The sequence below is a fragment of the Mesobacillus sp. genome (genome assembly GCF_047739415.1).
In the GTDB taxonomy this organism is placed as follows: domain Bacteria; phylum Bacillota; class Bacilli; order Bacillales; family Cytobacillaceae; genus Mesobacillus.
Genome location: NZ_JBIQOE010000091.1, coordinates 1 through 20,241, shown reverse-complemented (window position 1 = coordinate 20,241; position 20,241 = coordinate 1). Strand labels below are relative to the sequence as shown.

Genomic DNA, 20,241 nt, shown 5'->3' with positions numbered 1-20,241 from the left:
ACAAGCGCACATGCAGCGATGACCATATCATTCGTTTGATGAGGATATGCGGCATGTCCCCCTTTCCCCTCAAGGTCAATGAACAACTCAGAAGTATTGGCAAACAAGAGCCCTTCCCTTGTTGCGATTGTTCCCACTGGATATTCAGGAGCAATGTGCAGAGCAATGATCAGATCTGGTTTCCATTCCTGCATGATATCTGTCTTGAGCATTGGTTCAGCGCCACCCGGACCTTCTTCCGCCGGCTGAAAAATAAACAGCAAATGATCATCAATCGGGTTTTCAACAAAGTATGTGATCAGCCCGAGGGCGATAGTCATATGGAAATCATGTCCGCAAGCGTGCATCTGCCCTTGATGAAGGGATTGGAATTCCAAACCTGTTGATTCTGTAATCGGCAGCCCATCGATGTCTGCCCTGTACCCGATCGTCTTTTCGGGATTCATCCCATGAATTTTGACGAAAACCCCTGTTTTCCAAGTCTTTACTTCAAGTCGGTCAACGGAAAGACTTTTCAAATAATCAAGGAGATAAGCCTGCGTCTTGAACTCCTTGAATCCGAGTTCAGGAATCTGGTGCAAATCTCTTCTAATTTTAATGAATGCATCCCAGTTCATATCGTTCTCTCCTTATAAAAGAAAGCGCGGACCAATTATCCACGCTTTCTGTCATGCTTTCTATTAAAGCTGGCGAAGTTCCTGCTTGATTTCAGTTTTTGATTTCGTTTTTTCGTCGATTTCCTTGATGACACGTGCTGGGGTTCCAGCTACCACTGTATACGGAGGCACATCATCGATGACAATTGCACCTGCAGCTACAACTGCACCCTTGCCTACAGTTACGCCTTCAAGGACAACAGCGTTAGCACCGATTACTACATCATCTTCTACTACTACTGGCTTTGCTGAAGGTGGCTCGATAACACCAGCAAGAACAGAACCTGCCCCGATGTGGCAGTTCTTTCCGACTGTAGCACGTCCGCCCAGAACAACATTCATATCGATCATAGTACCTTCGCCTACAACAGCGCCGATATTAATCGAAGCACCCATCATAATAACAGCATTATCGCCTATTTCCACCTGGTCCCTGATAATTGCCCCTGGTTCAATACGAGCCTTGATATTCTTCATGTCCAGCAATGGAATAGCTGAGTTTCTGCGGTCATTTTCAATCACATAATCTTCAATCTTAGCCTGATTCGCTTCGATAGCCGGATTGATTTCAGCCCACTCGCCGAAAATCACGCCTGTGTTGCCTGTGATGAACGTCTTGGCGTTCTCGCCAAAGTCGATTCCTTCCAGGTCACCTTTAATATATACCTTTACCGGAGTGGCTTTTTTGCTATTTTGAATAAACGAAATAATTTCATTAGCATCCATCATTTTCATAAACTTTACCTCCAATTATGTATGTATTCTCAGCCTCTTCCCGTTAACAGGTTGCTCTTACATAGAATTAATGTGCTAAAGCAACAGAGTGGAAACAGTCTTTTCTAAAAATTACTTTAACAAACAAAAGTTTTTAAAACAAGAAAAACTATTTATCTGTTTTCTTGGATTCAACAATATGTTCTTTGACGATGTCAATGAAGGCCTGGACTTGCTTTAACCGGAAAGCTGATTCATAGCCAAGAAGCCAGGTGTCCCTTCCCAATGGTTCATTATTTTCGTCGTGCAGCGGTACTTTAAAAATGTCCTTTTCCGCCCCATTAAGTGTTATTGCCGGAAGGATTGCGTAGCCAATGCCGTTGAAGGTCATTTGTTTGCAGGTTTCAATCTGGTCTACAATGATTGTCCTTTTGGGCGCTGTCTGGAATTGCCGTAACCACCAATCCTGGATTTCCTGATAGTAGTTAGAATCGCTTTTAAACTGGATAAAAGGCCGGTCTGTATCCAATACTTGTTCAGGACTTGTTATTTCCGTGTCGACCAAATACAGACTGTCCTTGAATAAGTGAATTTTGACACCCTTCCAGTCTGGCGTGCCCCTGATAATTCCGATGTGGACCTGGTCTTCATAAAGTGCCTTTGATATTTCACTGCTCCACCCAGTAACAAGCGAAATTTTCGCCTGGGGGTAACGGTTTACATATTTTTTCAATACCTGTGGCAGCCAATTTTGACCGACAATCGAAGCGACAGCTATTTTAAGGGTTCCATACACCTCGGAATTTAATGCATGGATTGATTCCCTGGCTTTTTCTTCTCTAGCAATTGTCTCATTGACAAATTGGAGTACGACCTCTCCCGCAGGCGTTAATGTCAGCCCTTTTTGCGACCGGAGGAAAAGCTTGGTACCCCAATCCTTCTCAATTGATTGTAGTCGCTGTGACAGAGCAGGCTGTGATACAAACAGTCTCTCCGCGGCCTTCCTCATATTCATTTCCTGCGCAAGCACAGATAAAAGATGAAACTCTGAAATAGATGACATAACTGAACCTCTTGATAAGATTTTCTTATATTATAAATGAATTTTTTTCTTTTTACATTATAGAAAAAACTGCAGATCACTCTGCAGTTTTTTCCTTTTTAGGCAGGAATAAGATGAACAGCAAACTGACAATAGCAAAAATGAATACGACAATGTAAACCGAATGAAGTGCATTTGTCAGCGCATCCTGAAGGATTGTCTTCAACTCTGCAGGGAGCTTCATTCGCTCTGATTCATTGAGCAGAACATTTGCTGTATCTATCGTGAGATCCTGTTCTTCTGCTCCGTTCTTTTCCATATAGCTCAAGATGCTGCTATTAAGTACTCCACCAAGCAAGGCAGCTCCAACTGTATTGCCCAGGTTCCTCATGAACATATTGGCTGCCGTTGCTATGCCTCTTTGCTGCCAGGCAACTGTACTTTGGATTGAAACAATGAATGCCGTACTAGTAAGCCCCATCCCGACTCCAACGAAAAACGACCCTGCTGCAGCCCATAATGGACCTGCTTCTGGCTTCAGGGTGACGAATAGAATACTTCCGAGAATCAATGCCGCACCACCAAATAGAGAGGTCTTGCGATAGCCGATACTCAAGAGCAGGCGACCGCTTACAGCCGCTGCAATTGGCCATCCTATTGACATGGCCGTCAAAGTGAAACCAGCCACAATCGGGGACCTCTCCATGACTCCCTGTACAAAGGCAGGTAAAAAGCTTGAAATACCAATAAGCATGACACCGGTTGTCAAGGAAGTCATATTCGCAATGAATATTGACCGTTCACGCCAAATATTAAATGGCATCATCGGCTCTTCTGCCCTTCTCTCTTGAAAAATAAAGAGGATCAAGGTCAGAACACTTACGCCGATCAGGCCGATTGTTTTTGGGGATGTCCATGCCCAATTTGCCCCCGCTTCGACCAGGACTATCATCAGTGAACTTATCGCCACAGTAAGGAGTACTGCTCCGGGATAATCGATCTTATGCTTCTTTTTCTCAATATCTTCATGAAGATAAAGCCAGAGACCCACGATTGCAAGGATACCGAGTGGGACATTGATCCAGAAAACATATCTCCAGCTTGCATATTCCACTAGCAAGCCTCCAAGCGCCGGTCCCGATACTGCTGAAATCCCCCATACACTGGAGAGATACCCCTGTATCTTAGCTCTTTCTTCCCTTGAATAGATATCCCCGACGATTGTAGTCGCAATCGGCATGACTGCACCAGCTCCAAAACCCTGTATGAACCGGTATAGAATCAGCATTTCCATTGTTTCGGCCGTCCCCGAAAGAATCGAACCGATCAAGAAAATAATAATTCCAAATGTTAAAATTGGTTTCCTGCCAAATAAATCCGATAATTTACCGTAGATAAGAACAGTAACAGCATTCATTAGTAAGTAGGCAGAGAAAACCCAACTATATAATGCAAAACCGCCCAGGTCGCCGACGATTGCCGGCATTGCAGTAGAAACTATCGTCCCTTCAACAGCTCCCATAAACATGGCGAGCATGACTGTTGCCAGTACAAAAGAGCGTTTTGTTTCCTTCTTGTTTTTTTGTTCAGCTTGTCCCATTTACACACCTCTAAAAGAAAAGCGCAAGCGCCTTGCTCAGCCCAGACAAGCGCTGGAGCTGGCCAGTAATCAAAGTATTCAAGTTATTCTTTCTCATAAAGTAAAAAATTCAGCCCCCGTATCCGGGAGCTGCCTTATGATCTATTTCTTATTATACCTTTTAACTTGCTTGCTCAATTTCAGCAATACGGTCCGTCTTGTCAGAATACCTTCAAATATTCCTGAATCATCTTCTATACAGAGAAAAGGGTGATCTACAAGAAGGTCTAAGGAGGATTGAAGAGTTGAGTGGATGTTGATTCTTGGTATTTTCGAATTCATAGCTTCTTCGACTCGTTTTTTCTCAAGCTGCTCAAACTCGATTCTCTCCAGGCCGAGAATTGAATCCATTATAATAGGTGTACTGATTAAACCCATTAGACGATAATGAGGATCAAGGACAGGAATCGCAGTATACCCACTCTTTGTTAACACAAGAAGAGCATGCTCAAGGCTATTTCCGACTTGGACATGGGCTACGCGTTCAGAAGGTATCATCACATCTCTAATTGACACTTCCAAAAACTCACCGCTGTAAAGACTAATCATGGCGAAAACTCCCTAAAATGGATTTCTTTCCATTACATTTTATCACAAAATGAATGAAGGCGCTTTTATTTAGTTTGCTTCAAGAAACTGAGGATATTAACCACAGAATTCAAAACAAAAAAGGACCACAGATGGGTCCCATTGTTATTGAAGATTACTGAATAAGATCAAAGATCTCGATCGTAATCATATCAATATTGTCGAATTGATATTTCTTAGGCTTTTCCTTGTCAGTGTATACTTCCAATTCGTATGTTTCAGTTTTTGGATGGTATGTAACCTGGCATTTACGCTCTCCATTCACTTCAAAAAAGCGTTGAGCAGGTTCTCCTCCATTGGACTGCTCTTGCAGATTCTTTAAACGAGTGACTATTCCCTGAAGCTGTGACATTATGCTCCCTCTCCTTTCAAAACAAAAACCAATAACTTATAAATAGATTTTGCAATTGGCCTATTTATATCCATGTAAAATGATTTCAGAATTTTCTATACACAATTCTTTACATGTCAATATTAACAGAATAAAATAATGTCAGACGATGTACAAGTAAAAGCTTCGAGAAAAGGAGTGATTTTTTGAAAAAACCATTGCAACTATCCGAACATGTCTTTCTAATCGATGATTTTGATTTAAGTATGGCGGAACGTACCGGTACATATGTTTTAACGGAAGAAAAGATAACGCTTATAGAAACATCCGCAAGCCCGTCAATTCCCTATATACTTGAAGGCTTACAAACACTAGGTGTATCTCCGGCCGATATCTCATACATAATTGTGACACATATACACCTCGACCATGCAGGGGGAGCGGGGTTGATGCTCCAGCATTGCCCTAATGCCAAAGTAATCGTACACCCAAAGGGTGCCAGACATTTAGCTGATCCTTCAAGATTGATTATGGGAGCAAAGGCTGTCTATGGTGAGAAGTTTTCGCAGCTATTTGACCCAATCGTTGAGATCCCCGAAGAGCGCCTGGTGGTAAAAGGCGACGGCGACACACTAAAAATCAGCGAGACACTGACACTTGAGTTTTTAGATACGCCAGGCCATGCAAACCACCACTTCAGTATCTATCACCCGCTAACAAATGGGATTTTTTCTGGTGACACTGCCGGTATTTTTTATCCGCAGCTTGATCGCGATGGCATCGAATTCTACCTGCCTACGACATCACCGAACCAGTTTGATCCGGAAAAGATGCTTCATTCCATGAGCCGTTTCAAGGAACTCGGGATAGAACGAATTTATTTTGGACATTTTGGCATGTCAGAGAACCCCTCTGAAGCATTCAGGCAAGTGGAGAGTTGGCTGGAAGTTTTCGTTGAAGAAGCAAAACAGGTCGTCCTAGAGGAAAAGCATCCAGATAAGCAAGTTGAGTACATTACACAAAGACTTTATGCTAAAATTAAAACTCAACTGACCCAGCTGGGACTGCCAGATCAGCATCCGATATATGAACTTCTATATCTCGATGTAAATGTGAGCGCCATGGGACTAGCCCATTATTTAAACAAGAATACCGGAGGAACCCATTAAAATGAACGACATCATTGTGTACACCCAGAACGATTGCCCTCCCTGTAAAATCATTAAAATGTTCCTAAATGAATTCGGTTTTGCCTATACAGAGAAAAATATCAACCAAGATGAACAAAGCAGGCAGGAGCTTACGAATACTTACAACTCCTATTCCACACCAACCATCGTAATAGGCGAAGAAGTCATCACAGGCTTTGACCTCGAGAAGTTGAAAAAGGTTCTGGATATCAAAGAATAAAAATTAAAGCGTGAAATCTATTATCAGATTTCACGCTTAATACTTTTTATAATAACCCGAACAACAATGTCCTGCTCTCATTCTTGAAGATTACACCTAACTCTAAGAACGTCTTCAGCGTTGAGAAATTCGGTCCAAATACCATTTTCCCGGTCACCGACTTTTCTTCATTCTCAGGGTTTGCATCCTGTTGCTGCTCCTTGGCTTTTTCCGGATAGGCTTTATTGATTACTTCCTGTGGTACCTTATCATACAGGTAATCAGCTACCTTCCAATTTCCACTCTCTTTAACAAGCTTCAAGCCTTCATAATGGTCTTCGTAGCCTACAGGTCCTTCCGTATTGCCAGGGAAAAACTCGACTACATAAATTTCATTCTCCATTTCCACCACTTTTGTTTTTTCTGAAAAGGCGTAAAACGGAATATAATATAGAGCAAAGTCCGTTCCATAAGTCTGGTACTCATTTTCCTGTCCTACCACATTCTCTTCTATAAATCGGGACTTATAGCCCTCTGTAAAATAAGGATCCAGTACTCCTTCAATTTCATCCATTGTCCTGCTTTTTTCACTTAAGGAAACCTGTGAATCAAACGCCTTTCCGAGGAATTCGAAAACTTCTTCCCTTCCTTGCAATTCCGATTTGGCATATGCATTGGCCGGTACTAAAAATAATAAAACCGATAAAATCAAAAATAATAGCTTTAATTGCTTGTCCATTTTCTCCCCCTCCTCCATGATGACTAGTAAATACAATTTTACCAACATTTACCCTATTTGATTACGAAATTCATTCGTAAAATAACATCAACATCTGACAGAAAAACTTGTTTTACAATATCAATCTACCCTTATCTGGCTCGAACTAACGCATATGTTAAAAAAATTGTAGTTTTATCAGGTCGATTTTCATTTTTACCAAAAAAAAAACCTCCGTTTGGAGGTTAATATCCAGTTCCTGTGGTCACCGCAAAATAAACGACGAACAACAGGGCTATGGAGAGAACGATAATATATGTCAAAAAAATTGGGTTGCGGATATAAGCGTGCTCCTGGACAGCACCAGGGACCTGGGAATCCAGATTGCCATGAGCCCTTTTCTGTCCCTTTCCGAAAGTCCAGGTATAGAAAAGGCCAGCAAGCAGCACCCCTGCACCTGCCAGTAAAAGCATTGTCGTATATATGCTCAAATTAAATCCCCCTTATAGAAGGCTGTATATATAAATTGTGCATATTCCGTTTTACTATGCTCTTTTCGGCTTGTTAAAATAACCCTTCACGTTGATTAAGAAAGGAGGCGCTCAAATCAACAAATAAAAATTCTGTTCCATTTAAAGGAAGCGAAAACGTCCGAATGACCTCCCCTGTTTCAATATCACTGTAGCGGTCTGACAGGATCCCTTTTTTTCCTGTCCTCATTCTAATGATATTCTCAAGGAAGTAAGGTCTCCAACTCCAGTTTTTACCCTCGTATTTTGGCTGCAGCAGCCATTGATCTGCTGTTTTATAAAGGTTCGGCGATAACTGAAAACCATCTTCGTCACATATATACATCCGGAAGGCAATTCCATCAAGGCTGTCTCCAAGGGACATGAGAAACTCGCTTGGATTTTGCCATTTTTTATTGCGGTTAATCAGTTCCTGGAACTTTGTGTGCAACTCGATTCTCAAGTCAAAAAAAGAATGAAGCCGTTTCTTCTCGGATAAAATAAACCCATGTATTTCTGACTTTAATTTTTCCCTGAGGATCTCCTTTTCCACTAATCCCCTTTGAGGTTTAATCAGATAGAACCCTTGATAAAACCTCCCTCCGTTCTTCCAGGCAAATTGCAACTGGTAAGGAGTTTCGATGTTTTCAAACAAAAGGGTTGCGCCAATTTTCCGGGCAAGGATTGATAAAGAATGGAGGACATCGAGATAAGCAGGGCCTGAGTTATTGGACCTAAGGGAGGACATATCAATTTTTAGGATTTCAGGTTCAATACCTGCTATACGCTCAAAATAGCTGCTTTCATTTCCGACTTTATCGATCGCGATTTTAATCCCAAAGGACTTGTAGTAGTTGATTAGATGCTCTATATGACTTTGTTCATTACGATCTGAGATTTCAAGAACAATATGCTCAGGTTTGACTCCCTTTTCCTGGTACGAAAGGATCAATTGTAAAAACCCCTCTCCATCATCCATCATCAACAAACCTGCATCCCTGTTGACAAACCATAAAAGCTCCTGATCCCCTGATTGAGAGGCTACATCCATCGCTTTGGTAAAAACGACATTTTCCACTTCGATTCGGTACTCTTCTGGGATGGTATCATCCTGAAAAAAAGACCCAAGACTTATATCCTCTTTACCGTTAATATACCGGCCCAATATTTCATACCCAATAATTTTATGCTCATCTGCGTTAAAAATGGGCTGAAAAAAAGGAACGACTTGTTCGAGGTTGGTTAAAATATCCAGAGCATCCAATTCAAACGGAAACCTCCCTTCACAATGCATCTACTTGCGAAACGTCAACAATCATTTTTCTACCCATTAATGTGATATGAATGATTTTACCATAATATGAGTATTCCCACAGTTACACTGTTTCCATTTTCCTCATGTCATAAAATCATCGTAATAACTAAAAATAAAAATAGGCTTATGGAAGGATGATGACATGAAAACGTGGCATTTCATCGGCATTCTTCTTCCATTGCTTGGATGCAGCCACGGCTCGCCCGCCGAAAATGAAGCACAAATGCAGAAAACCTTAAATGAACCCATCATCACGAATGAAAGTCCTGAGCCAATTCAGGAAATGGCGGTCCCCAATCCTATTCAAAAACAGGAAAAACAACAGCAACAACAAAAAAGCAAAGCGTTAATGAATGTACCCTTAATCAAACAAAATCCAGAGTTAAAATACGGTTGTGAAGTAACCAGCCTGGCGATGATGCTGAAATATGCCGGAGCTGATACTGATAAAATGAAGCTTTTCAAGGAGATAAAGAAAGATAATGATCCTTTGAAAAGATCAGCAAACGGGGATATTTTGAGCTGGGGGAACCCTGCTGAAGGTTTTGTTGGGGATATGACCGGAAAGCACGCCGGTTACGCGGTCTTCGATAAACCAATGATTGATTTAATTAATCGGTATTTATCAGGCAGAGCCGTCAATTTGACAGGCAAAGATTTTAGCGAAGTACTTGATCATGTATCTGCTGGTTATCCAGCCGTTGTATGGACTACGGGCGATTATCGACTGCCCGATCGCTGGGAATCCTGGACCCATGGCAATGAGGTCATTAAAACGCCACTAGACCTTCACGCAGTCGTCCTGGTCGGATTCAATGAAACCACGGTATATCTGAACGACCCCCTATCTGGCAGAAAGCAAGTGCCAGTAAACAAAGATCGCTTTATTGCATCATGGAAAGCGATGCAATCAAGAGCAGTCAGTTACCGTTAAACTATGGGATAAGGCTGGAATTGGTTCCGGCCTTGTCTTTTTTATCTGTTCAAAGTGCCCGACTCACGAGCGGATCGCCCGGAGAGAAAGCCGATTCAGGCGGAAAGCAGGCAACAACGAATATAACTTTTAGTTCTCTCTCCGCTTTTTTTCAAGTGATCTGTGAAGCTTTACAAGCGAATGTACGATGGTCCTTTTCTTATTAAAACCTTTCGCGGTAGCACTTTCGCCATTAAAGACAGCTACTGCATTCCCCCACGTTCCTAAACGATTAAAACCATAAATAAAAACCTTTATATATCCATTTTTTGCGGGAATAAATATCATTTCCATCCTAATATCATAATCATCCATCAACAACACCTCGAATTTCATTTACCTTTAAAGGGTTTGTCATATTTTCCTTTCTCTTCCCTTCTGAATTTATTTAAAAACATCATGAATATGGACCTTTCCCTAAAATGGCACTTCTAATTTCCTTGTTTGTTTGCTAGTATAGTAGAGAAAATTCGGGAATAGGTTGGTATTTTTCATGTCTGAACAAATCACTCGGAGGACTTTTATTAAAAGGGCAGTTGGAACTTTATTGACTGCTGGAGGACTCGGCACAGGGGGCTATTTTTATGCCCGTGAAGTCGAACCCCGCATGCTTGATATTACGCGTCATACTATTAAAAAAGCGGCATTGCCATCCGGGTTTGATGGAGTGAGGGTCATTCAGTTCAGCGATACCCATATCGGATTCCAGTATACAATGGAACAGTTGAAGCAATTGATTATCAAAATAAATAAACTGAAGCCTGACCTGATTGTTTTTACTGGGGATTTACTTGACGATCCCCGACATTTCACTGAAAAAAATAAGCTTATTTCCATGTTGAGCAACCTGGATGCTCCGCTAGGAAAGTTTGCCGTGTATGGTAACCATGACCATGGAGGATACGGGTCAGACCTTTATAAACAAATAATGGAGCAATCAGGATTCACTTTATTACTGAACACCTCAACTGCCATCAAGCTTCTTGATGGCAGTTCGATATGGATTGCCGGAATCGATGATGCTATATTGGGTAACCCTGATTTGAACGCGTCCATGGCCAAAATACCAACTAACTCATATACCATCCTTTTATCCCATGCTCCAGACAAAGCAGAAGAGGCAGCACAATATCCAATTCAAATGCAGATGAGCGGACATAGCCATGGAGGACAGATCCAAATTCCCTTTTACGGTCCATTGGTTACCCCGCCTTTTGCCGAAAAATATGTGGAGGGCTTTTATACTGTTGGCCCCAACGACGGCCTGACCCTATATGTAAATCGCGGTCTTGGAACGACCAGACTTCCGTTCAGGTTTTTGTCCCAGCCTGAACTTGCGATTTTTACCTTAAAAAGCGAAAAAACAAGCAGCTGATCAGCTGCTTGTTTTTGGTATCAGAATGAACTTTTCCTCTGCTTCCTGCGCTTTTAATGGTCTAGCAAAGAAGAACCCCTGTGCTTTTTCACAATCGGCATTTGTCAGGAAATCAACCTGGCTCTGCTCCTCGACCCCCTCCGCAATCACTTCCATGCCAAGACTGTTGCCCAAGTGGATAATCGTTGTTATGATTGCGGCATCCTTGCCGTTATACTTTATATCTCTTATAAAACTTTGGTCTATTTTCAATACATCGATAGGAAACTGTTTCAAATAACTAAGCGATGAATATCCAGTCCCAAAATCATCTACCGAGATTTTGATTCCTAAGTCCTTCAACCGTTTCAGGATTGGGATCGTCTCCTTTGTATCCTGCATCGCGCCCTCAGTAATTTCGATCTCCAGTAGAGATGGGTCAATATTGTACTTCTCTAAAGAACTCTTGATGACCCGTACTAAATCCAATTGCATGAATTGCTTAGGAGAAATATTAATAGCTATCCTGATCGGCTTCCCTGTCTTCTCCGTCCAGTCCTTGATTTGTCGGCACGCCCTTTCAATTACCCAGTTGCCAATTGGGATAATCAATCCAGTATCTTCTGCGAGTGGGATGAATTCCGCTGGTGAAATAAATCCAAATTCACTGTTGTTCCAACGCAGCAGAGCTTCAAAGCTTGATATTTCATTTGTAAGCAGATTGATCTGCGGCTGATAATACAGTTCTAGTTCGTCACGTTCGATCGCTTTTCGCAAATGAGCCTCGAGCGCTAAGATATTTACCCCCGTAGACTGCATGTCAGAGCGATAAAATTGATAATGGGCCTTACCTTTTTCTTTCACGATATATAAAGCTTCATCAGCATTTTTTATCAGCGTTTCAGCATCCTTCCCATCATTCGGAAAAAGGCTAATTCCAATACTCGGTGTTATATAATACTCCTGGGAATTAAAATAAAAAGATTCATTGAACCTGCATAATACTTTTTGCGCAAACTCCCCTGCACTTTTTCTGCCCGTTTTTTCAAGTACTATGATAAATTCATCGCCGCCCTGCCTGTAAACAGTACAGTTTTCTTTTTGGATGTCGATCAATCGATGTGCTACCTGCTTCAGTATCTGATCACCAACAAGGTGTCCAAGTGTATCATTCAAGTACTTAAATCGATCTATATCCAGAAACAGAAGGGCAAATTCAGCTTTTTGCTTTTTTTTATTTTTTACCAGACTATCCAGTTGATCGAGGAGGGCTCGCCTGTTTCGCAATCCTGTCAACTGGTCATGGAAGGCCATGTACTTAATCAGTTCTGTGCTTTTTGCCTGCTCGGAAAGGTCTCGGATAATGATATACATACCCTTTATTTCAGAATGAATGACGATCGGAATTGTCTTTAAATGGACCGTCAGGAATTTTCCTTTCCGGTGTATAAACCTACAATCGAGCGATTCCTTTGCGTTACCCATTTTTGTATCGGATAAGACTTCCTGAAAGGGGGGCAGATCACTTTCACATATCAAGCTAGTGATTCTCTTCGATTTAAGCTGTTTGACAGTATATCCTGTCAGTAATTGAGCTGCCGGATTGACATCAAGGATCTTCCCCTGTAAATCAATTGAAAAGACAGCATCCAGATTATGGTCAATGAGCGAACGATATCGTTGCTCGCTATCAATCAATCTATTCTTTTCTTTATTATTCTCTGTTATATCTCTGGTTACCGCTACAACATATTGAACTTCTCCGTCTTCATCCTTGATGGGGGTCAATAGTGTCTCGCCAAGGACCTGATTGTCATTATCCATGTCTACTTCATCATGGAAAACAACTTCCACGCCCTCTTCCACTGCCTTAATATATTGTTTTTTCAATGGTTTTAGATGGTTTAGAGTTAAAACCTCATCCATCGTCCTGCCGATATCACTAACAGCCATCCCTGCATGGAGCAGACCATTCTCATTGGCAAATAAATAACGGAATTGGTAACCCGGTTCGACCTGCATGATAAAAACAAGATCTTTTACATGTTTAAAGATGATATCTGAAATCATCTGTTCTATTTTTGTTGAAGCAGAAACGCCTCTTCTTTTAGTTAATCTTGATTGCTTCATCTGATTCATCAAACCATCCTCATTCCAGAAGTACAATAGTACCTGGTCCATGATTGCGAACTAGTTTTATATTCCTATTTTACCCTTTAAAATAAGGAAAAACGATACTATTTTTTAAAAATTTACAATATTTCGCTAAAAAACGACAAACAATGCTCGAAAGGTGCCCTCTCCAATCAACCAGCATAGACTGCATTAGAGGAGGAGATTCCATGTATCACATTGTTAAAAGAGGAGAAACGTTAGCGGTGATTGCCGCTAATTATCGCAGGTCGCTTCAACAAATACTTGCTGCCAATCCTGGTATCACGAATCCTGGACTAATCTATCCCGGCCAGCGAATCGTAATTCCGGGACTTCCAGACCCAGCTTCTATTCCCTATTCAATTTCCGTTTCACTGGGCAGTAAAAAGCTTACACTTTTTCGATCCGGCAGGCTGATAAAATCCTATCCCGTTGGCATCGGGAAAATGCTTACGCAAACCCCGGTAGGCGATTATGTGATTGTGAACAGAGAACCTAATCCCGGCGGTCCATACGGCTCCATGTGGTTGTCATTATCAAAACTTGGATATGGTATTCACGGAACAAATAATCCTGCGTCGATCGGCAAGGCCGTTTCGAAGGGATGTATACGAATGCATAACAAGGATGTTCTTGAGCTGGCACGGCAAGTTCCCAATGGAACTAGAGTCACAATCACTCGATAGTTCCTATTAAAAGGCTTCTATTTCTCAATCAGCCAAATTAAGGGTATAATGATAATAGGTTAAAAAAGACTTTTTTAACAAAAATGAAAGGAGCCTATCCCATTGAATAATGAAAGGAACAAGATCCCCTCACTCCGTCCAACGATCGAGAACCTCTCACAAGCAATCTTCACTGTGAACCGTCATGCCAAGACTGCTCCCAATCCGAAATTTTTATATCAGTTAAAACATGATGCGATTAAAAAAATGCTTGCTGAAGGCAAAGCTAAAAAAACAGGACTCCATTTTTCTAACAACCCGAGAAACAGCCAGCAGCAATCAGACGTACTAGTGGTTTGCGGCGACTACACATTCCATATCCCGCCGACTAAACAGGATTTTGAGCAGCTTCCCCACTTAGGAAAACTCGATCAGTCAGTGAGGAATCCCAGGGCATCTATTTCCTTGACCAGCGCAAAAAAGTTATTGTCAGCCTACACAGGATTGAAAGAATCCACCGAAACGGCCGGAGCAGGCAAGACGAGGAAATATGTGAAGCCTGTTTTCAAGAAGCTTGGAGAACGGTACCCTTAAAAGAAAGCTGAAACCAGCTTTCTTTTTTGGTTACAATTTTTTATAAAATCAATTCATCTATTTTCAGGACCAATTCACTTATCTCTGGCTTGCTGATCTGGGCATCTGCTCCCACAACACTTCCCTTATGACGCAATTCATTTGTGATAAGCGAAGAAAAAATAATAACAGGAAGCTTTTGCAGTACCGGGTGCTCTTTTATTCTCTTTGTCAGGTGATGTCCATCCATCTGCGGCATTTCTATGTCGGTGATCACAAGCTGTACTGCCTGTGAAAAAACGTCAGCATTCTCTGCCAGGTGTTCAAGATACGTAATGGCATCCTGTCCATTCTCAAAAAATTCCAGGTACTGGAATCCAGCTTCACTCAAAGTGTCATGAAGCATCTTTCTTAACATTGCAGAGTCTTCCGCAATGACGATTCTTTTCAAAGAACGTTCCCTCGGACCAAGTTTCTTAACATCGCTGACCTTGATTCCAGAATCAGGGTTGATCTCAAGAAGGATTTTTTCAAAGTCCAGGAAAAGTATCATTTCTCCGCCTAACTTGATTACTCCGATTATTTGGCTCTCTTGTCCCTGATACATTTCTGACGGCTTCTCAATTTGTGCCCAGGAGATGCGATGGATTTGAGAAACGGTTTGAACATGGAAAACTGTCTTCATTTGATTGAATTCGGCGACGATTAACTTGTCCTGCAGTGGATTTGTCGACTCCTTTAGGCCCAGTGCAGCAGCGACATTAATGACCGGCAGCACTTCTCCCCTAAGTTCCATGATTCCCTCAACAAATGGATGGGCGTTCGGAATTGCTACTACAGGTACAGGATTGAGGATTTCTTTTACTTTCATGACATTTATCGCAAATTTATTCTGGCCAATGCCGAACTCGACAATTTCAAGTTCATTCGTGCCTGATTCTAATAAAATACTACTATCATTCATAATGCTCTTCCTTCTTTTTATAAAATTAGTACTATATACCTCTTATCGGCACGACTATTTAAACTGTTTAGTTAAAGACTTGAGAATAAAGGTGCTTGAAACTAAAAATGATCTATTGTCATGAGAATGGCAAAAGTTATACAGGGAATATCCAAATTCAAAATAAAAAAGCAAACCGAAAGCTCGGTTTGCGCCTCTAATTTATTTTACCAATGTCCTGCCTAATACGGCATCTACTTGCTTTTTATGATGGAGGTCGTGCTCGATAAAATCGACCAGATATGAGCCAACCGTCATCTGGTGATCGGAAATTTTAAATGACACAGCCAACTTGTCATCATCCATTTCTTCAAGCATCTTATGGAATTCTGCGCGAACAGCAAGGAGTCCATCAATAATTTCTTCCTTTGCTGCTGTATTTTCTGCGTATTTTCGTGCTCGTTCGTTGACACTTTGAAAATCAGGGTAGGAAGGCAGTTCAGCTCCTTCTTTAAAATATGGGAACCTTTCCTTTAATGAGTATTGATCCCAGAAAAGCAGATGGGACACAACTGCAGCAACCGACCAATTCCCATCCCCTAAAGGCTTATTCCATTCAGTATCTGTCAATCCCTTGAGCGAACGGGTCCATCCATCAAATTCTTTATAATGTTGTCTTATCTCTTCCAAATTCAATTGAATCTCTCCTTTTAGTTTTTACTTAACTAATATTCGCCGCTAATTTTAAATAACCTTTTTGCCTGGGAGGACGAATTTTACATCTTTCTCATTCATCATGGTAAAATAGTGATATTTAATCGGAGGGATGAAAGACGTGGAGCATTTAATTAACAATAGAGTGAAAAATATAGAAATCTCGGGAATCAGGAAATTCTTTAATATGGTTGCAGATGTGAAAGACATGGTTTCCTTGACCATAGGCCAGCCTGACTTTCCGACACCGGAACATGTCAAAGAAGCTGGCAAGAAAGCGATAGATGAGAACATCACTACATATACCCATAATGCTGGACTTATCCAGCTAAGAAAGGCTGCGGCGGATTTTTACCTCAAAAAGTATAATGTCGATTATTCAGCAGAACATGAAGCGATTATAACTGTAGGAGCAAGTGAGGCTATTGATATAACTTTCAGGACCATTCTTGAGGAAGGATGTGAAGTCATCATCCCGGGGCCTGTTTACCCAGGGTATGAACCAATTATCAAGCTTTGCGGTGCTATACCGGTCTATGCGGATATCAGGAATACACAATTCAGGATGACTGCGGAGTTGATTGAAAGCCTGATTACGGAGAAAACAAGGTGTATTGTCCTCCCATATCCTTCAAACCCTACCGGGGTAAGCTTGACTGAGGAAGAACTAAAAGAAATAGCCCAGCTGCTCAAGGACAAGGAGATCTTTGTCCTGGCGGATGAAATCTACAGTGAGCTTGTTTATGAGCAGCGGCATGTTTCAATTGCCCAATTCATGAAAGAAAAAACCATTGTTATCAATGGACTATCCAAATCCCACTCGATGACCGGCTGGCGAATAGGGATGCTATTTGCGCCTGAATATCTGTCAAAACATATTCTGAAAGTGCATCAATACAATGTGACTTGTGCAACTTCGATTTCACAAATTGCAGCTTTAGAGGCGTTGACAGCTGGGATTGATGACGCATTGCCAATGAAGCAGGAGTATGCTTCAAGGCGGGATTATGTATTCAACAGACTCCAAACTATGGGACTTGATGTAATCAAGCCAGATGGCGCGTTTTACTTTTTTGTCAAAATTCCTGTATCCAATATTTCATCATTTGATTTTTGCATGGAATTGGTCAATGAAGCAAAGCTGGCAGTGGTACCAGGAAGTGCGTTCTCAAAATTTGGAGAAGGATACTTCAGGCTTTCCTATGCGTACTCAATGGATACGTTGAAAGAAGGGCTCGACCGTTTGGAAGGTTATTTGCGGAAATAAACTAGAAAGCCGTTCCCCATCAGCAGGAACGGCTTTTTATTATCCCTTGTATTTCCCGTTATTCTTAGAAGCTTTCTCTTTTTTCGCCTTATCCTTATGGATCTTATTGGTTGCTGCACTGCCAATTTCATGTGAGAACTCAGAATCAATTACAGCAGAGTCAAAACCCTTTTTGTTCTTTTGCTGCGGGTCGTTCTTTTTCGTCCTTTTAGCCATAAAAATCCCCTCCTTTAGGTTTTAGTATCTTTACCTGGGGAGGGGTCTATGACTAGAAAATATTATGATTGTTTCCAGTACTTATATAGTGCCTGTGTACCGCTGTTTTCTTCGCCGTTTTCCGCGATTTGCTCATATAGCGACAATGCCAAAGAAAGTCCTGGCACTTGCATGTCCATACGCTTCGCTTCATCCAGGGCGATTTTCATGTCCTTGATAAAGTGCTTGATGAAAAACCCCGGCTCAAAATTGCCATCAATCATTCTTGGTGCCAGATTGGAAAGCGACCAGCTGCCTGCCGCACCCGTCGATATGCTCTTCAATACGGTTTCAGGATCTAGACCAGAATTTTCTGCATAGATAATTGCTTCACACACACCAATCATATTAGAAGCAATTGCGATTTGGTTGCACATTTTTGTGTGCTGGCCAGCACCAGCCTCTCCCTGGTGAACAATATTAGTGCCAAGGATATTGAGCAAAGGTTCTACCTGAAGAAAAGCCTCATCATCGCAACCCACCATGACAGCAAGCCTTGCTTCACGAGCACCGATGTCTCCGCCGGAAACTGGCGCATCAATTGCATGAATCCCCTTCTCTTTTGCCTTTTCATAAATCTCTTTTGCAAGGGAAGGAGTCGAGGTTGTCATATCAATTAAATAACTGCCTGGTTTAGCATGGGCGATGAGACCGTTCTCCCCAAAATAAACTTCTTTCACGTCAGATGGGTAGCCGACAATCGTAAAAACAACATCTGCCTTCTGTGCGACATCACGCGGAGATTCCGACCATACCGCTCCTTTTTCCAGCAAATCAGCAGCCTTATCCTTTGTTCTCGTATATATGGTGAGCTGATAACCCGCTTCAAGCAGATGGCCAGCCATGCTTTTTCCCATAACCCCTGTTCCAATAAAGCCAATTACCGTATCTTCTTTAGACAGCATATGTACTCCTTCTTCCCTTTTCAATTTTAGTTATATTTTAACATTAGCAATAGCAAAAGGCCGAGGATTTACTCCTCGGCCTCCAGAACGATCTCCCATTTTATGCGCAATCTTAGTTTACCCTGCATGCAAAACTTCCAAACCTATTTTTAATTGAGCCTAAACCATTAATAATCGTCATTGAAGACAAATTTTTTACGTTTAACGATTTGACCTTGCGTTCGCAATGTTTTTATACTGTGCTTATACTATATATTCGAGGTGCGGACATGTTTTATAAAGAGCTTTATGTTTACGACAGCAACAAACCAGTAAAAACCATCATCAGAAACTACAAAATAGATGATTTTGGCCAGTTGATCCAGGTACAAAAGGAAGCCTTTCCGCCTCCGTTTCCAGAAGAACTCTTGTGGAATACCGAACAACTGACCAATCATATTAGCTTATTTCCGGATGGTGCACTCTGCGTGGAAATCGGTGGCAGAATCGCCGGCTCCATAACTGGCTTGATTGTTCATTTAGACGATGGTGACGAAGACCATTCCTGGGCAGAAATAACTGATAATGGCTATATACGGAATCACGACCCGGAGGGCAATACTCTATACATTGTCGACATTTGCATAAGCCCTGCTTATCGCAAACTCGGTCTTGGAAAATGGATGATGCAAGCTATGTATGAGACTGTTGTGCAATTGGGGCTCGAACGACTTTTGGGCGGTGGCCGGATGCCAGGATACCACTTGCATTCCGCCGAACTGTCCATTGAGGAATATGCAGAAAAGGTGCTTCAAGGTGAATTGAAGGACCCTGTCGTTTCACTGCGCTGCGGCCGCACACCAGTCAAACCCGTAGCAAATTATCTTGAGGACGAAGAATCCTTGAATTATGGAATGCTGATGGAATGGAAGAATCCTTTTAAAGATTAAAAGCTGCCTGTCCGAAGTTGCTCTTTCTTCTGACATGTTTTCTTCTTTTTCCCTTAAAGCTGTCTGTAATTGCTCTTTCTCTGACGGCTTTTCTTATTTCTCTCGTCTTCCCCACTTTTTCAGATTGGCTTTTAAGCACAAAAAAATGCCGGCTGATAAACAGCCGGCCAAATCTGGGGGAAAATGAGAATGATTAGCTTACTTTCAGTCTAACCAAAGTGCTTACTCATCTATACCCGCCCTATATAGGTTAAAACATTTTTTATATTACAATTATGTTACAAAGAAATTGCCTGGTTTACTGCTTCCACTACTTCTTCTGTTGTGCTCATGTTCAGCACGCTTGATGCCAGCTTTTCCATATCTGCTTTGTTCAAGTTCCTGATCAATGAGCGTGCTTTCAGGATCGAAGACGCACTCATCGAAAACTCATCTAGTCCTAGGCCAATCAGGATTGGAATCGCTGTTTCGTCTCCGGCCATTTCTCCGCACATTCCAGCCCACTTGCCTTCTTTATGTGCCGCATCAATGACCATTTTTACAAGACGAAGGATTGATGGGTTGTATGGCTGGTACAGGTATGATACTTGCTGGTTCATCCTGTCCGC

The 20,241-nt window shown here is 41.7% G+C and carries 24 protein-coding genes; 8 read left to right on the top strand and 16 right to left on the bottom strand.

Features of this window, described 5'->3' with window-relative positions; genetic code table 11:
* From ACH0QE_RS07610 to ACH0QE_RS07585, 6 genes are all read right to left on the bottom strand, one after another.
* Positions 1-617 (bottom strand): amidohydrolase (locus tag ACH0QE_RS07610; RefSeq protein WP_415800098.1); only part of this gene is annotated, 617 nt, incomplete at its 3' end.
* Positions 618-680: 63 nt separating this feature from the next.
* The gene (gene dapD, locus ACH0QE_RS07605) at positions 681-1,391 is read right to left on the bottom strand and encodes a 2,3,4,5-tetrahydropyridine-2,6-dicarboxylate N-acetyltransferase (RefSeq protein WP_214741335.1); all 711 of its coding nucleotides are present in this window, start codon (positions 1,389-1,391) and stop codon (positions 681-683) included.
* A gap of 148 nt (positions 1,392-1,539) precedes the next feature.
* Positions 1,540-2,433, bottom strand: a complete 894-nt coding sequence (locus ACH0QE_RS07600; protein WP_415800097.1) for a LysR family transcriptional regulator — start codon at positions 2,431-2,433, stop codon at positions 1,540-1,542.
* A 76-nt stretch (positions 2,434-2,509) separates the two neighbouring features.
* A complete protein-coding gene (locus tag ACH0QE_RS07595; protein ID WP_415800096.1) occupies positions 2,510-4,012 on the bottom strand; it encodes an MDR family MFS transporter in 1,503 nt (500 codons plus the stop codon).
* A 141-nt stretch (positions 4,013-4,153) separates the two neighbouring features.
* The gene (gene cbpB / locus ACH0QE_RS07590) at positions 4,154-4,600 is read right to left on the bottom strand and encodes a cyclic-di-AMP-binding protein CbpB (protein WP_214911122.1); all 447 of its coding nucleotides are present in this window, start codon (positions 4,598-4,600) and stop codon (positions 4,154-4,156) included.
* Between the two features lie 154 nt (positions 4,601-4,754).
* Complete coding sequence (locus tag ACH0QE_RS07585; RefSeq protein ID WP_041965604.1) at positions 4,755-4,991, bottom strand: YkuJ family protein; 237 nt, start codon at positions 4,989-4,991, stop codon at positions 4,755-4,757.
* Between the two features lie 185 nt (positions 4,992-5,176).
* On the opposite strand from ACH0QE_RS07585, the gene ACH0QE_RS07580 reads away from it, so the two are divergent.
* On the top strand, positions 5,177-6,139 hold the full coding sequence (locus ACH0QE_RS07580; RefSeq protein ID WP_415800095.1) for an MBL fold metallo-hydrolase: 963 nt from the start codon (positions 5,177-5,179) through the stop codon (positions 6,137-6,139).
* A gap of 1 nt (position 6,140) precedes the next feature.
* A complete protein-coding gene (locus tag ACH0QE_RS07575) occupies positions 6,141-6,380 on the top strand; it encodes a glutaredoxin family protein (protein ID WP_415800094.1) in 240 nt (79 codons plus the stop codon).
* Between the two features lie 46 nt (positions 6,381-6,426).
* On the opposite strand, the gene ACH0QE_RS07570 is transcribed toward ACH0QE_RS07575, so the two are convergent.
* From ACH0QE_RS07570 to ACH0QE_RS07560, 3 genes are all read right to left on the bottom strand, one after another.
* Positions 6,427-7,098, bottom strand: a complete 672-nt coding sequence (locus ACH0QE_RS07570; protein ID WP_415800093.1) for a DUF3993 domain-containing protein — start codon at positions 7,096-7,098, stop codon at positions 6,427-6,429.
* Positions 7,099-7,322: 224 nt separating this feature from the next.
* On the bottom strand, positions 7,323-7,568 hold the full coding sequence (locus tag ACH0QE_RS07565) for a hypothetical protein (protein ID WP_415800092.1): 246 nt from the start codon (positions 7,566-7,568) through the stop codon (positions 7,323-7,325).
* A 73-nt stretch (positions 7,569-7,641) separates the two neighbouring features.
* Entirely contained in the window at positions 7,642-8,850 is a 1,209-nt protein-coding gene (locus ACH0QE_RS07560; RefSeq protein WP_415800091.1) for an EAL domain-containing protein, read from the bottom strand.
* Between the two features lie 193 nt (positions 8,851-9,043).
* Here ACH0QE_RS07560 and ACH0QE_RS07555 point away from each other — a divergent pair, with 193 nt between their 5' ends.
* The gene (locus ACH0QE_RS07555; RefSeq protein ID WP_415800090.1) at positions 9,044-9,835 is read left to right on the top strand and encodes a C39 family peptidase; all 792 of its coding nucleotides are present in this window, start codon (positions 9,044-9,046) and stop codon (positions 9,833-9,835) included.
* Positions 9,836-9,964: 129 nt separating this feature from the next.
* Here the strand turns inward: ACH0QE_RS07555 and ACH0QE_RS07550 are convergent, their stop codons facing one another.
* On the bottom strand, positions 9,965-10,189 hold the full coding sequence (locus ACH0QE_RS07550) for a hypothetical protein (protein ID WP_415800089.1): 225 nt from the start codon (positions 10,187-10,189) through the stop codon (positions 9,965-9,967).
* Positions 10,190-10,367: 178 nt separating this feature from the next.
* On the opposite strand from ACH0QE_RS07550, the gene ACH0QE_RS07545 reads away from it, so the two are divergent.
* Complete coding sequence (locus ACH0QE_RS07545) at positions 10,368-11,249, top strand: metallophosphoesterase (RefSeq protein ID WP_415800088.1); 882 nt, start codon at positions 10,368-10,370, stop codon at positions 11,247-11,249.
* Here the strand turns inward: ACH0QE_RS07545 and ACH0QE_RS07540 are convergent, their stop codons facing one another.
* Positions 11,250-13,367 (bottom strand): EAL domain-containing protein, encoded by a 2,118-nt coding sequence (locus ACH0QE_RS07540; protein WP_415800087.1) that lies wholly within the window; start codon positions 13,365-13,367, stop codon positions 11,250-11,252.
* A 203-nt stretch (positions 13,368-13,570) separates the two neighbouring features.
* On the opposite strand from ACH0QE_RS07540, the gene ACH0QE_RS07535 reads away from it, so the two are divergent.
* A complete protein-coding gene (locus ACH0QE_RS07535) occupies positions 13,571-14,068 on the top strand; it encodes a L,D-transpeptidase family protein (protein WP_415800086.1) in 498 nt (165 codons plus the stop codon).
* Between the two features lie 102 nt (positions 14,069-14,170).
* Complete coding sequence (locus ACH0QE_RS07530; RefSeq protein WP_415800085.1) at positions 14,171-14,641, top strand: YkyB family protein; 471 nt, start codon at positions 14,171-14,173, stop codon at positions 14,639-14,641.
* Positions 14,642-14,681: 40 nt separating this feature from the next.
* Here ACH0QE_RS07530 and ACH0QE_RS07525 read toward each other — a convergent pair whose 3' ends face one another.
* Complete coding sequence (locus tag ACH0QE_RS07525) at positions 14,682-15,584, bottom strand: chemotaxis protein (protein WP_415800084.1); 903 nt, start codon at positions 15,582-15,584, stop codon at positions 14,682-14,684.
* Positions 15,585-15,785: 201 nt separating this feature from the next.
* Positions 15,786-16,259 carry a DinB family protein gene (locus ACH0QE_RS07520; protein ID WP_415800083.1) on the bottom strand — a complete coding sequence of 158 codons (474 nt, stop codon included), beginning with the start codon at positions 16,257-16,259 and terminating at the stop codon, positions 15,786-15,788.
* A gap of 139 nt (positions 16,260-16,398) precedes the next feature.
* On the opposite strand from ACH0QE_RS07520, the gene ACH0QE_RS07515 reads away from it, so the two are divergent.
* Complete coding sequence (locus tag ACH0QE_RS07515; RefSeq protein WP_415800082.1) at positions 16,399-17,544, top strand: aminotransferase A; 1,146 nt, start codon at positions 16,399-16,401, stop codon at positions 17,542-17,544.
* Between the two features lie 39 nt (positions 17,545-17,583).
* Here the strand turns inward: ACH0QE_RS07515 and ACH0QE_RS07510 are convergent, their stop codons facing one another.
* Both ACH0QE_RS07510 and ACH0QE_RS07505 read right to left on the bottom strand, forming a co-directional pair.
* Positions 17,584-17,760 (bottom strand): hypothetical protein, encoded by a 177-nt coding sequence (locus ACH0QE_RS07510; protein ID WP_192473589.1) that lies wholly within the window; start codon positions 17,758-17,760, stop codon positions 17,584-17,586.
* Positions 17,761-17,822: 62 nt separating this feature from the next.
* Positions 17,823-18,704 (bottom strand): NAD(P)-dependent oxidoreductase, encoded by an 882-nt coding sequence (locus tag ACH0QE_RS07505; RefSeq protein ID WP_415800081.1) that lies wholly within the window; start codon positions 18,702-18,704, stop codon positions 17,823-17,825.
* 269 nt (positions 18,705-18,973) lie between these two features.
* Between ACH0QE_RS07505 and ACH0QE_RS07500 the strand changes: the two genes are divergently transcribed.
* Positions 18,974-19,633 carry a GNAT family N-acetyltransferase gene (locus ACH0QE_RS07500; RefSeq protein WP_415800080.1) on the top strand — a complete coding sequence of 220 codons (660 nt, stop codon included), beginning with the start codon at positions 18,974-18,976 and terminating at the stop codon, positions 19,631-19,633.
* Positions 19,634-19,911: 278 nt separating this feature from the next.
* On the opposite strand, the gene ACH0QE_RS07495 is transcribed toward ACH0QE_RS07500, so the two are convergent.
* Positions 19,912-20,241, bottom strand: a 330-nt coding sequence (locus ACH0QE_RS07495) for a putative PEP-binding protein (RefSeq protein ID WP_415800079.1), incomplete at its 5' end; no start/stop codon positions are given.